We start from the raw sequence: 11289 nt of genomic DNA on the forward strand, positions 1-11289 counted from the left end.
ATTCCGCTCGGCCTCCTGAAGGGGCGTTGTCCCCGCCCCACCCGCCGAGCTGGAGAGGGCCATGTACTGCGCAGGAACCTCTTGCGGCACGCGTTCTTGAACACTGTGGGAACCGGCGCGCGCGCCGCTCAGGGCGTTGAAGGCCTTACGCATGGTCGGCCACCAGCAGGATGCGCCCGGAGGAGCAGGCGGCTTCGCCGTTGCGGAAGGCGAAGTAGAGCTTGCCCTTGTCGGCGTCGAAGCGCAGGGACAGTTGGAGGCGGTCGCCGGGGCGGACCAGTTGCTGGAACTTGAGGACTTCCATGCCGGCGAAGCGCGGGGGCAGGGCCATGACCTGGCGGGCGAGGTGCTGGGCCCAGTCGATCTGCACCACGCCGGGCAGGACCGGTGTACGTGGGAAGTGGCCGGAGAAGTGCGCCAGGTCCAGCGGCACTTCCAGGTCCAGTTGCCATTCGCCGTCGATTTCGCGGCTGGCCAGTGGCTCCACCGTCTTCGGACGAGGGGCCTTGACCAGGTTCTCCACCAGCGCCTGGGGCAGCTTGCCCTGGCTGCTCCAGGGCAACTGGCGCAGCAGGCGCCAGCGGCGCGGCAGGGCGATGGTTTCGCAGTGGCCGGCCAGGTGGCGGCGCAGGGTCTCGGTGACGGTGCGCCGACCCTGGTTGCGCAGGGCATGGATGCCCTCGGTGCTCAGGGCCACCAGGGCGCCGAGGAAGGCGCGGCCTTCCTGCACCACGCCCAGGCGGGCTTCGGCCACCCAGGGGTGTTCGCCCAGGGCCTGTTCCAGCATGGGCAGGGAGATGCGTTTTTCTTCCAGCTTGACGATGCGGTCGAGCCGGCCGAGCAGTTCGAAGCGGCCGTCGGCGTCGATGCGCACGGCATCGGCGGTCTGTTCGCGGTGGCCGGCGGGCAGGTAGGGCGAGGCGAGGTTCAGCGCGCCTTCCTCGTCCCGGCCCAGCTCGACGCCGGCGAAGGGCTGCCACAGGGCGCCACCCTGGCGCCAGGCGATGCCGCCGGTTTCGGAGCTGCCGTAGATTTCCGTGGGCCACTGGCCGAGGCGTTGCTGCAACTCGGCTGCGGCATCGGCGGGCAGGGCGCCGCCGGAGGAGAACACCCGGCGCACGCCGCGCAGGGCGGGCCAGTCGAGGTTGTCGCCCATGCGCTTGAGCAGGGCGGGGCTGGCGATCCAGGCGAAGTCGCCGGCTTCCAGGCTGGCCTGCTGGATGTCCTCGGCGAAGGGCTGCGCCCGGCGCACGAAGGGGCGGCCGGCGCACAGCGGCCAGAGCACGCGGAACAGCAGGCCGTAGATGTGCTGGGCGGAGACACTGGCGACCAGGGTCGCGCCGGCGAGGTCGGCGCCCCAGAGGGCTTCCAGGGCCTCTACTTCATTGGCCAGCTGGCGCAGGGTCTTGTCGATCAGCTTGGCTTCGCCGCTGGAGCCGGAGGTGCACAGCACCAGGCGGCAGGCGTCCAGGTCCAGCGCGGCGGGGGCCAGCGGCTCGCCATCGAGGCCGTCGAGGCTGTCGAGCCAGAGGTCGCAGCGTTCGGCCAGGCGCTTGCGGGTCTGCGCCTGGGCGTCGGCCGGCAACAGCACCTCGATGCCGGCGCGCCAGGCGGCCAGCAGGGCGGTGGCCAGCTCGGCGCCGTCCTCGAGGTACAGCGCCACGCGCCGGGCGCCAAGGGCCCGGAGGGCGCCGGCCAGGCGCAGGGCCTGCTCGGCGAGGGCGGCCTGGTCCAATGCCGGGGCCAGGGTGACCGGGCGTCGCGGGTCGGCCCGCAGCAGCAGGTCCTGCAGGGCGATCCAGCTCACGCGAACCTCCGTACGCGCTGGCGCACCAGCCATTCACCGGCGAACAGCAAGCCCATCAGCAGGTAGGCGATGAAGCCGGTGTAGAGCGTCCACCAGCCCAGCGGCGCCCAGAGGGTGAGGCCGGCGGCGACCAGGCCGTTGGCCAGGAAGAACGAGGCCCAGACGGCCGTGACGCGACGGGTGTAGCGCACCGCCACCTCGGGCAGCTCGGGTTCGCGCAGGCGTGCCATGCGTTCCACCAGCGGGGTGCCGTGGAACAGGCTGGCGCCGAACAGGCCGAGCAGCACGGCGCTCATCAGCACCGGGTACCAGCGCAGCAGGTCGGCCTGGTTGACCAGCCCCAGCAGCAGGCAGAAACCCAGGGCGGCGACGGCCGTCCAGCGGTTGCCGGGGCGTTGCGCGGCGCTCAGGCTGCGGGCCAGCCAGAGGCCGCCCAGCAGCAGGGCGAACAGGCGCGGCGACAGGTGCTCCATGCCGTAGTACACGGCAAAGGGGTAGCCCAGGCCGGCCAGCACCAGCAGCAGCCCGATCAGGCGGCTCATGCGGGCTCGTTCACCAGGCGGTGCACGGCTTCGACCACGTCGCTGACGGTGCGCACGGCCTTGAAGTCCTCGGCGGCGATCTTGCGGCCGGTGTGGCGCTTGATGTGGTCGATCAGGTCGACGGCGTCGATGCTGTCGATCTCCAGGTCCTCGTAGAGATTGGATTCCAGGCTGATCTGCGCCGGGTCCAGCTCGAAGAGTTCGACCAGGGCGTCGCGCAGGGTGGTGAAGATCTCGTCACGGGTTTGCATCGCGGTCTTTTCCTCAGGCGGCTTTCTGTGCCGAGACGAAGGCCGCGAGGCTGGCCACGTTGGCAAAGTGTTTGCGGGTGTCCTTGGCATCGGCGTCGATCTTGATGCCGAAGCGCTTCTGGATGGCCAGGCCCAGTTCCAGGGCGTCCACCGAGTCCAGGCCCAGGCCTTCGCCGAACAGGGTCTGTTCGGCGTCGATGTCGTCGGGGCCGATGTCTTCGAGGCCCAGGGCCTCGATGATCAGGTTCTTGATCTCAAGCTGCAGAGCGCTCATCCAGGCCGAGCTCCTTCATGAAATGTTGATGCAGATGGTCGTTGAGGCGGCGCGAAGCGATGGGTGCCGACCCCTGTGAGGCGAAGCTCTGCGGGTCGATGTCGTGACCGACGCGCAGGTGGAAGTGGAAGCGCCGCGACGGGATGCTGTACCAGGGCTCGGCCTTGGTCAGGGTGGTCGGGGTCACGCTGATGGTCACCGGGGTGACGATGCGGGCGCCGCGCAGGGCGATGGCGGCCGCGCCACGATGGAATTGCGGGGCCTGCCCCGGTGTGGTGCGGGTGCCTTCGGGAAAGACGATCAGGGTCTGGCCTTCCTGCAGGGCGGCGGCGGCCTCGTCGAGCATGTCCATGCTGCCGCTGTTGCTGATGTACTGGGCGGCGCGGATCGGGCCGCGCATGCAGGGGTTGTCCCAGAGGCTTTGCTTGACCACGCAATTGGCGTCGCGAATCAGGGCGATAAGTACCACCACGTCGATCAGCGAGGGGTGGTTGGCGATGATCATCTGCCCGGGGCGGCCGAGGCGTTCGGCACCTTCCACTTCGTAGGTGAGCACGCCGCTGCGGTACATGAACTGGACGAACAGCCAGAACAAGCGGCTGGTTGTGGCGCGGGCACGGCGACGCTGGTCGGTAGCGTCGCCCGGCAGCAGCGAAAGCAGCGGGAACACGACGATGCGCAGCAGCACGCCGCCGACCCCGAACAGGGTGAAGGACAGCGCGGTGGCGATCAGGCGCCACCAGTAGGGGGCGTTGGGGCGGGCGTTCAGGGCCGGTTGCGTTGCCAGGTCCATTTACGGCTCTTCCATTGATGCTGACGGTGGGGCAGATCGTTGAGCAGTGCGTGCAGCAGGCCCAGTGCGTGGGGCCAGGGTTCCGGCGCCTGTTCCGGCGCTTCGGGGGACAGCTTCAGTAGCCACTGGTCGCCAGGTGCGAGCTTCAGGGCGACGGCGTACGGGAAGGGCACGTCCTCCACCCAGGGGCGGTAGATATCCGGCGGGCTTTCCTCGGTGATCACCAGCAACACGGCAGGAGCACCCTCGGCGAGCATGCCGGCGGCCTCCAGGACGGCGTGCTCCAGGCCGTCGCCCTCGGCGGCCAGGGCGGTCATCTCGCTGGTGTCGCCGCGCAGGATCGACCACTGGCCGATGATCGCGTTGTGCACCGAGAGGCTGAACTGGGTAGGCGACAGCGGCTCGCCGCGTGCCAGGTCCTGCAGCAGGGCCAGGGTGCGCGGCGTCTCGCCGTGGCGCGAGGCGAACACCATGGGCAGTTGCTCGCCCTCGGCGGCCAGGGGCCAGGCGACACTCATCGCCATGCGCGCGAGGCGCGACAGGCGGCGGCGCTGCATGGCGGGGAGGAAGGAGACATCGGGCTGGGTTTCGCTGTCGGCGGGCGCGAACGGCTGCCTGCACCAGGCGCGCCAGTCGTCCTCGCTTTCCAGGCCCGGGGCCCAGGCACGCCATTGTTCGATGCTGAAGTGAGTCACGCTAAGAGCTCTTTTCGGCCCCTGTCGGGCGTCCTTGTCGACTGGCAATCCCTGAACGACAAAGGCCTTGTCGATGACGCCATAGCAAAGTGCCGCATTATCCCCGACCGTCGGGTTACTTCGCAAACTTCAGACACAATCTTCAGATGTAAGGCACATAAATTCCCGCCGGTAAGAAAGCCCAGGCAGTGCTCGCCCTTGTCACGGGCTTTGCATAGAATCCGGGGCTATCCAAGGGATCCGGGAGGTGTGCGATGCGGCGAGTGGTGTTCAATCAGAAGGGCGGCGTAGGCAAGTCGAGCATCGCCTGCAACCTGGCGGCGGTCAGTGCCTCGGAGGGTTATCGCACGCTGCTGATCGACCTCGACACACAGGCCAACTCCACCCACTACCTGACGGGTCTCACCGGCGAGGACATCCCCATGGGGATCGCCGATTTCTTCAAGCAGACCCTCTCTTCCGGCCCCTTCGGCAAGAAGGGCAAGGTCGATATCTACGAGACCCCCTTCGACAACCTGCACGTGATCACCGCCACGGCGGAGTTGGCCGACCTGCAGCCCAAGCTCGAGGCCAAGCACAAGATCAACAAGCTGGCGAAGCTGCTGGACGAGCTGGCCGAGGATTACGACCGTATCTACCTGGATACGCCGCCGGCCTTGAATTTCTATACGGTTTCGGCGCTGATCGCGGCCGATCGCGTGCTTATACCCTTCGATTGCGACAGTTTCTCGCGCAATGCCCTCTACGGGCTGCTGGCCGAGATCGAGGAGCTGAAGGAGGACCATAACGAAGGCCTGGAGGTCGAGGGCATCGTGGTCAACCAATTCCAGCCCCGCGCCAGCCTGCCCCAGCAGTTGCTGGACGAGTTGATCGCCGAGGGCCTGCCGGTGCTGCCGGTGAACCTGATGAGCTCGGTGAAGATGCGCGAGTCCCACCAGGCATGCACCCCGCTGATCTATCTGGACCGCAGCCACAAGCTGACCCAGCAATTCGTCGAACTGCACAATCTTCTAGAAGCGTGAAGCTTCCGGCTTCCGGCTTCCGGCTCGCCGCTTGCGGCTTTGCCGCCTACTTCACCACCAACACATCACAGGGCGGGCGCTGCAGATAGTGCAGCGCCAGGCTGCCCAGTAGCGCCTGGGAGATCATGCTGCGGCCGTGGCTGCCGAGGGTGACGAACTGCGGCTGGCTTGCGGCGATGGCCTCGTCCAGGGCGCGCGGCAGGGTGCCGTGGGTGACCTCCAGGCTGATCGTCGGGGCGGCCTTCACGTTGCCCAGTTCATCCTTCAGCAATTGCTCCAGCAGCTCGCGCTGGGTCTTGAGGTATTCGCCGGCACTGCCCGCCTTGGCCAGCAGGCGGCCGGTCACCTCCATCACGTTCACCGCCTGCAGGTGGCCTTCGGCGGTCAGCAGGCTGCAGGCGCTGCGCAGGGCGTCGCAGGCGCAGAGGGAGAAGTCCAGCGCGGTGAAGCCCTTGCGATAGGGGGCGGGCCTCTCGCCCACCGCCAGCAGCAAGGGGATGTCGATGTGCCGGGCGACACGCTCCAGCGTGGTGCCGATGAACAGCTCCGGTGCGTTGTGGTGGTGGTTGCCGATCACCAGCAGGTCGGCCTTGCTTTCTTCCACCTCTTCGAGAATCTGCAGCGCCGGGCGGCCCTTGCGCAGCAGCACCTGGGTGGGCGGCGCGCCGAGTTGTTCCAGGCGCTGCTGGAACAGGCGCTGGGCGCCTTCGCGCAGGTTTTCCTGGAGCGCATTGGGCAGGTGGTCTTCGAGCACGTGCAGCAGGGTCAGGCGGGCGTCGTACTGGCGCGCGAGGTCCACGGCGCGTTGCAGGGCGAGGTCGGCCTCGCGGCTCAGGTCATGGGCGATGAGGATATGGCTGAACATGGATGGCACCTCCGGGTGAGGCGCCACTCTGGGGCAATTCGCCGCGCGGCAACTTGATCCAGGGCAATCCGCCCCCGGGCTCAGTGGGCGCGCAGCTGGTAAAGCCCGCGGCTCTGCGCCACCACCTCGCCGGTGGCGTCCACCAGGTCGAGTTCCAGCAGGTAGTCGGCCTTGCCGTTGGCGCTCGCTTCGGCCTGGATGCGCTCGATCTCCTCGGCGCCGATGCGCGCCTCGACGCTGATGTCGCCCTTGGCCGGGCGGCGGAAGCGCAGGCTCATGTCCTTGATGATGGGGTAGAAGCGGCGGGTGTCGAAGCTGGTGATGAACAGCGCGCCGCCGGGTATCTCCGCCAGGGTGAACAGGGCACCGGCGTACATGGTGCCGATGTGGTTCTCGTTGCCGGCCAGGGGGACCAGCAGCTTCACATGGCCCGGTTCCAGGGTCACGGCCTTGAGGCCCATGCGGCGGACGAAGGCGATCTTGTCCTCGGTGAAGTGGCGGGCCATCTCTTCGCTGAATTGCATGACGATCTCCGGCGGGGCGAATGCCTGGAGCCTAGCCGGATGCGTGCCGCCGGCAATGACCGGGACGGCCAGCACGGGTGACCGAAACGATCAGGCCCCGGCCATTGGGTGGGACTTTCACCGAGAGGTCGAGCCTGTAACGGACGCGCTTCATTGCCTAGGGTAGTAAATGGCCTGCGCATGTCGCGCTCGCTCGAACCAGCAGGGAAAGCCCATGAACGCCACCTTCAAGCCCCAGGGATTCAACACCATCACCCCGAACAGCATCGTCAGCGACCTGGCCAGCGCCGTCAGGTTCTACCAGGCGGTGTTCGACGCCGAGGAGCTGCTGCGCCTGACGACGCCGGACGGCAAGGTGGTGCATTGCGAACTGAGGTTCGGCGACTCGCGGGTGAACCTGGGGGAGGCGATGGACGGCTGGCCGGAGCAGCCCTTGCTGGCGCAGATCTACGTGCCGGACTCGGATGCGACCTTCGCGCGGGCGATACGCGAGGGCGCCCGGGAGCTGAGCCCGGTGGCCGATATGTTCTTCGGCTCGCGGGAAGGTCGGGTCATCGACCCGTTCGGCAACACCTGGACCGTCTCCACCCACAAGCGCCAGGTCTCCGCCGAGGAGATGCAGCGGGCGCTGAACGAGATGTACGCCGGGCAAGGCTAGCCGGAGCCGAGCCCGCCCGGCTTTCTAGATGCCCTGGCTCTTCAGCCAGCCCAGCAGCTGCGGCAGGGGCAGGGCGCCGCTCTGGCGGGCGATTTCGACGCCGCCCTTGAACAGGATCAGGGTGGGGATGGAACGGATGTTGAGCTGCCCGGCCAGCTGGCGGTTGGCTTCGCTGTCCAGCTTGCCCAGGCGGCAGCGGCCCTGGAGCTGGGCGGCGGCTTGCTGGTAGGTGGGGGCGAAGGCCTTGCACGGGCCGCACCAGTCGGCCCAGACGTCCACCAGCAGCGGCAGGTCGCCGCGCAGCTGCTTGGCGAAGCTGGCTTCGCTGAGGTCGAAGGGGCTGGCCGGCAGCACGGCAGCCTTGCAGTGGCCGCAGCGGGGCGCGTCGCCCAGGCGGTTGGCGGGGATGCGGTTGAGGCCGGCGCAGTGGGCGCAGGGAATCATCAGGGGGTCGGTCATGGTCGGCTCCGGATCAGGTTTCCCTGATCTGGAGCCGACCGGCCGAATATCAACCCCTGTGCATCAGCCCCGCGCGGCCTCGAGGGACTGGCTGAGGTCGGCGAGGATGTCGTCGATGTGCTCGATGCCGATGGACAGGCGCACCATGTCGCGCGGTACGCCGGCCTTCTCCAGTTCCTCGTCGTTGAGCTGGCGGTGGGTGGTGGAGGCCGGGTGGCAGGCCAGGGACTTGGCGTCGCCGATGTTCACCAGGCGCACCACCAGCTTCAGCGCGTCGATGAAGCGTGCCCCCGCCTCGGCGCCGCCGACGATGCCGAAGGAGAGGATCGCCGCCGGCTTGCCGCCGGTGTAGCGCTGGGCCAGTTCGTGCTCGGGGTGGTCCGGCAGGCCGGCGTATTTCACCCAGGCCACCTGCGGGTGGGCCTGGAGGAAGTGGGCGACCTTCAGCGCGTTCTCGGTGTGGCGCTCCATGCGCAGGGGCAGGGTTTCCAGCCCCTGGAGGATGAGGAAGGCGTTGAACGGCGACAGCGCCGCGCCCATGTTGCGCAGCGGCACCACGCGGCAGCGGCCGATGAAGGCGGCGGGGCCGAAGGCTTCGGTGTAGGTCACGCCGTGGTAGGAGGCGTCCGGGGTGTTGAGCAGCGGGAAGCGTGCCTTGTGCTCGGCCCAGGGGAACTTCCCGGAGTCGACGACGATGCCGCCGATGCTGTTGCCGTGGCCGCCGATGTACTTGGTCAGCGAGTGCACGACGATGTCGGCGCCATGCTCGAAGGGGCGGCAGAGGATGGGCGTGGCGACGGTGTTGTCGACGATCAGCGGCACGCCATGGCGGTGGGCGGCGGCGGCCAGGGCGGCGAGGTCGATGATATTGCCGGCCGGGTTGCCGATGGATTCGCAGAACACCGCCTTGGTGCGTTCGTCGATCAGCGCTTCGAGGGCAGCGATGTCGTCATGGGCGGCGAAGCGCACCTGGATGCCGGAGCGCGGCAGGGTGTGGGCGAACAGGTTGTAGGTGCCGCCGTAGAGCTTGGCCACCGAGACGATGTTGTCGCCGGCCTCGGCGACTGTCTGGATGGCGTAGGTGATGGCCGCCATGCCGGAGGCCACGGCCAGGGCGCCGACGCCGCCTTCCAGCGCGGCGACGCGCTTCTCCAGCACGTCGTTGGTGGGGTTCATGATGCGGGTGTAGATGTTGCCGGCGACCTTGAGGTCGAACAGGTCGGCGCCGTGCTGGGTGTCGTCGAAGGCGTAGGAGGTGGTCTGGTAGATCGGTACCGCCACCGCACGCGTGGTCGGATCGGGGCTGTAGCCGGCGTGGATGGCGAGGGTTTCCGGTTTCATCGTGGCTGCGTTCCTTCGGGGCTGATTGAGGAGCGCAGCATGTGAAAGCGGAAGGGCCCAGGTCAATGACCTGAAGCAATCGCGCAGGCGCGTGGCTAGACCGAAAAGTTAGGTGGCTAGAACCGGCCGATCAGCGCAGGGCCATGTAGATGTTGAAGGCGCTGATCAGGGTGATCAGGGTGCCCACCAGGGTCAGCAGGGTGCGTGCCGGCAGCTTCTTGCACAGCATGGCGGCGAAGGGCGCGGCGAACAGGCCGCCGAAGACCAGGCCGGCCACCAGCATCCAGGTGTTCAGCTCGCCCGCCAGGAGGATGAAGGAGGTGGCGCTGGAGATGGTCAGGAAGAACTCGGCGAAGTTCACCGAGCCGATGGTGGTGCGCGGGTCGCTGCCCGAGCCCAGCAGGCTGCTGGTGACCACCGGGCCCCAGCCACCGCCGCCGGCGGCATCGACGAAGCCACCGAACAGCGCCAGCTTGGCCACGTGTTTCGGCGCGCGGCGCTGGGCCACGTGGCGGTAGGCCTTGCTGAGGATGTACAGGCCCATCAGCAGCAGGTAGGCGGAGATGAAGGGCTTGAGCGCGGCGCCGTCGAAGGTGGTGATCAGCACCGCACCGAGCACGGCGCCGATGATGCCCGGCAGCAGCAGGCGCAGGAACAGGGACTTGTTGACGTTGCCCAGCTTGACGTGGGAGATGCCGGAGAGGCCGGTGGTGAAGACTTCGGCGATGTGCACGCTGGCGCTGGCCGCTGCTGGCGAGGCGCCTGCGGTGAGCAGGAAGGTGGTCGCGGTGATGCCGTAGGCCATGCCCAGCGCGCCATCCACCACCTGGGCGAGGAAACCCACGGCCACGGCGCTCCAGAAGGACGGGCTGCTCAGGGTGCGCTCGATGATGTCGAGGCCGGTGGCGCCGCCGTGGTCGCCGAAGAACAGGCGCCAGGCGAGGAAGCCCAGCAGGCTCACCAGGATCAGCACGGCCGCCCACATCGCGGCACGCAGCACCGGGTGGTTGTCGGGGTGGCTGACGAAATCCTCGACGGGAGGAATGCCCAGGGCCTCGTGCTCGGTGTTGATCGGGCTCTGGCTGAGGTCGAGGTTGCGGATCTTCATGCGGGGTACGGCGCCTGACAGTGGGTGGTAGAACAGGCCGGAATAAGCAGGCGGCGAAGATAAGCGCCTTTGCTTAGAGAGTCTAAGAAGATTTCCGCAGGTTCATATTCCATTTTCGTTGGATGGAAGCGGCGCGGGATGGCGCTCGGCGCGTGGGGCTGTACGCACCGATTGCCCGGCAACTGTATGCCCGGCGCCCTCTGAGGCTGGGCTAGGCTTTGAGCTTTTGGCGCAGAGGTGGCGATGAGGACATTGGGTGTACTGGGCGGCATGAGCTGGGAGTCGACCCTGAGCTATTACCGGCTGCTCAACGAGGGCGTGCGTGACCAGCTCGGCGGCCTGCATTCGGCTCCGTTGCTGCTGCATTCGGTGGATTTCGCCGGCATCGCCGCGCTGCAGAAGTCCGGCGGCTGGGACGAGGCCGGGCTCCAGTTGGCCGCCGCTGCGCAAGGATTGGCGCGGGCCGGCGCCGGTGCTCTGCTGCTGGCCACCAACACCATGCACAAGGTCGCGGCGGCGATCGAGGCGGCGGTGGACATCCCCCTGCTGCATATCGGCGATGGCGTGGGCGAGGCCCTGCAGGCGCTGGGCTGCGAGCGGGCGGCGCTGCTCGGCACGCGCTTCACCATGCAGGAGGATTTCTACCGGCGGCGCCTGGACGAGCGTTTCGGCATCCAGGTGCAGGTGCCCGACGCCGCGGCGATGGCGGAGATCGACCGGGTGATCTTCCAGGAGCTGTGCCTGGGCCGCTTCCTCCCCGAGGCACGGGCGTTCTACCTCGACCAGTTGCGCCAGCTGCAAGCCGCGGGTGCCCAGGCGGCGATCCTCGGCTGCACCGAGATCGGCCTGCTGCTGGAGGGCTGCGACTCGCCGCTGCCCCTGGTGGACAGCACCGAGCAGCACGTACGCATGGGCCTGCGCTGGATGCTGGCCGAAGGCTGAACCATGGG

General features: G+C 68.0%; 14 protein-coding genes. 3 read left to right on the forward strand and 11 right to left on the reverse strand.

Going from position 1 to position 11289, the window contains the following annotated elements; all coding sequences use genetic code 11:
* Positions 1 to 145: 145 nt before the first annotated feature.
* The 6 genes from WFQ67_RS16420 to WFQ67_RS16445 are packed head-to-tail and all read right to left on the reverse strand — an operon-like array spanning position 146 to position 4362.
* Positions 146 to 1807: an AMP-binding protein gene (locus WFQ67_RS16420; RefSeq protein WP_337057544.1), complete on the reverse strand. Its 1662-nt coding sequence runs from the start codon at positions 1805 to 1807 to the stop codon at positions 146 to 148.
* Positions 1804 to 2349 (reverse strand): hypothetical protein, encoded by a 546-nt coding sequence (locus WFQ67_RS16425; RefSeq protein WP_213626702.1) that lies wholly within the window; start codon positions 2347 to 2349, stop codon positions 1804 to 1806. Before WFQ67_RS16425 ends, WFQ67_RS16420 begins: the two co-directional genes overlap by 4 nt.
* Positions 2346 to 2600, reverse strand: coding sequence for an acyl carrier protein (locus tag WFQ67_RS16430; protein ID WP_021219836.1), 255 nt, complete (start codon positions 2598 to 2600; stop codon positions 2346 to 2348). Before WFQ67_RS16430 ends, WFQ67_RS16425 begins: the two co-directional genes overlap by 4 nt.
* A gap of 13 nt (positions 2601 to 2613) precedes the next feature.
* The gene (locus tag WFQ67_RS16435) at positions 2614 to 2874 is read right to left on the reverse strand and encodes a phosphopantetheine-binding protein (protein WP_021219835.1); all 261 of its coding nucleotides are present in this window, start codon (positions 2872 to 2874) and stop codon (positions 2614 to 2616) included.
* Complete coding sequence (locus tag WFQ67_RS16440) at positions 2855 to 3667, reverse strand: lysophospholipid acyltransferase family protein (protein ID WP_337057551.1); 813 nt, start codon at positions 3665 to 3667, stop codon at positions 2855 to 2857. The genes WFQ67_RS16435 and WFQ67_RS16440 overlap by 20 nt, the downstream gene beginning before the upstream one ends.
* The gene (locus WFQ67_RS16445) at positions 3640 to 4362 is read right to left on the reverse strand and encodes a beta-ketoacyl synthase chain length factor (protein ID WP_337057553.1); all 723 of its coding nucleotides are present in this window, start codon (positions 4360 to 4362) and stop codon (positions 3640 to 3642) included. Before WFQ67_RS16445 ends, WFQ67_RS16440 begins: the two co-directional genes overlap by 28 nt.
* Before the next feature lie 254 nt (positions 4363 to 4616).
* On the opposite strand from WFQ67_RS16445, the gene WFQ67_RS16450 reads away from it, so the two are divergent.
* Positions 4617 to 5384, forward strand: coding sequence for a ParA family protein (locus WFQ67_RS16450; RefSeq protein ID WP_337057555.1), 768 nt, complete (start codon positions 4617 to 4619; stop codon positions 5382 to 5384).
* Between the two features lie 46 nt (positions 5385 to 5430).
* Here the strand turns inward: WFQ67_RS16450 and WFQ67_RS16455 are convergent, their stop codons facing one another.
* Positions 5431 to 6249 (reverse strand): universal stress protein, encoded by an 819-nt coding sequence (locus tag WFQ67_RS16455; protein WP_337057558.1) that lies wholly within the window; start codon positions 6247 to 6249, stop codon positions 5431 to 5433.
* Between the two features lie 80 nt (positions 6250 to 6329).
* Entirely contained in the window at positions 6330 to 6773 is a 444-nt protein-coding gene (locus WFQ67_RS16460; RefSeq protein WP_173171232.1) for a YiiD C-terminal domain-containing protein, read from the reverse strand.
* Positions 6774 to 6987: 214 nt separating this feature from the next.
* Here WFQ67_RS16460 and WFQ67_RS16465 point away from each other — a divergent pair, with 214 nt between their 5' ends.
* A complete protein-coding gene (locus tag WFQ67_RS16465; protein WP_337057560.1) occupies positions 6988 to 7431 on the forward strand; it encodes a VOC family protein in 444 nt (147 codons plus the stop codon).
* A 24-nt stretch (positions 7432 to 7455) separates the two neighbouring features.
* Here WFQ67_RS16465 and trxC read toward each other — a convergent pair whose 3' ends face one another.
* The 3 genes from trxC to WFQ67_RS16480 form a co-directional block, all read right to left on the reverse strand.
* Positions 7456 to 7890: a thioredoxin TrxC gene (gene trxC, locus WFQ67_RS16470; protein ID WP_337057561.1), complete on the reverse strand. Its 435-nt coding sequence runs from the start codon at positions 7888 to 7890 to the stop codon at positions 7456 to 7458.
* 63 nt (positions 7891 to 7953) lie between these two features.
* Complete coding sequence (locus tag WFQ67_RS16475; RefSeq protein WP_337057563.1) at positions 7954 to 9231, reverse strand: bifunctional O-acetylhomoserine aminocarboxypropyltransferase/cysteine synthase; 1278 nt, start codon at positions 9229 to 9231, stop codon at positions 7954 to 7956.
* A 130-nt stretch (positions 9232 to 9361) separates the two neighbouring features.
* Entirely contained in the window at positions 9362 to 10339 is a 978-nt protein-coding gene (locus tag WFQ67_RS16480; protein ID WP_337057564.1) for a sulfite exporter TauE/SafE family protein, read from the reverse strand.
* A gap of 243 nt (positions 10340 to 10582) precedes the next feature.
* Here WFQ67_RS16480 and WFQ67_RS16485 point away from each other — a divergent pair, with 243 nt between their 5' ends.
* Positions 10583 to 11281 carry an aspartate/glutamate racemase family protein gene (locus WFQ67_RS16485; RefSeq protein WP_213626686.1) on the forward strand — a complete coding sequence of 233 codons (699 nt, stop codon included), beginning with the start codon at positions 10583 to 10585 and terminating at the stop codon, positions 11279 to 11281.
* Positions 11282 to 11289: the final 8 nt, after the last annotated feature.

The organism is Pseudomonas sp. USHLN015, from assembly GCF_037153275.1.
Lineage (GTDB): Bacteria > Pseudomonadota > Gammaproteobacteria > Pseudomonadales > Pseudomonadaceae > Metapseudomonas > Metapseudomonas tohonis.

Bases quoted from the DNA above. Each gene is read 5' to 3' on its own strand.
- WFQ67_RS16425 (WP_213626702.1), bottom strand. From the start codon at position 2,349: ATGAGCCGCCTGATCGGGCTGCTGCTGGTGCTGGCCGGCCTGGGCTAC.
- WFQ67_RS16430 (WP_021219836.1), bottom strand. From the start codon at position 2,600: ATGCAAACCCGTGACGAGATCTTCACCACCCTGCGCGACGCCCTGGTC.
- WFQ67_RS16435 (WP_021219835.1), bottom strand. From the start codon at position 2,874: ATGAGCGCTCTGCAGCTTGAGATCAAGAACCTGATCATCGAGGCCCTG.
- WFQ67_RS16440 (WP_337057551.1), bottom strand. From the start codon at position 3,667: ATGGACCTGGCAACGCAACCGGCCCTGAACGCCCGCCCCAACGCCCCC.
- WFQ67_RS16450 (WP_337057555.1), top strand. From the start codon at position 4,617: ATGCGGCGAGTGGTGTTCAATCAGAAGGGCGGCGTAGGCAAGTCGAGC.
- WFQ67_RS16455 (WP_337057558.1), bottom strand. From the start codon at position 6,249: ATGTTCAGCCATATCCTCATCGCCCATGACCTGAGCCGCGAGGCCGAC.
- WFQ67_RS16460 (WP_173171232.1), bottom strand. From the start codon at position 6,773: ATGCAATTCAGCGAAGAGATGGCCCGCCACTTCACCGAGGACAAGATC.
- WFQ67_RS16465 (WP_337057560.1), top strand. From the start codon at position 6,988: ATGAACGCCACCTTCAAGCCCCAGGGATTCAACACCATCACCCCGAAC.
- trxC (WP_337057561.1), bottom strand. From the start codon at position 7,890: ATGACCGACCCCCTGATGATTCCCTGCGCCCACTGCGCCGGCCTCAAC.
- WFQ67_RS16475 (WP_337057563.1), bottom strand. From the start codon at position 9,231: ATGAAACCGGAAACCCTCGCCATCCACGCCGGCTACAGCCCCGATCCG.
- WFQ67_RS16480 (WP_337057564.1), bottom strand. From the start codon at position 10,339: ATGAAGATCCGCAACCTCGACCTCAGCCAGAGCCCGATCAACACCGAG.
- WFQ67_RS16485 (WP_213626686.1), top strand. From the start codon at position 10,583: ATGAGGACATTGGGTGTACTGGGCGGCATGAGCTGGGAGTCGACCCTG.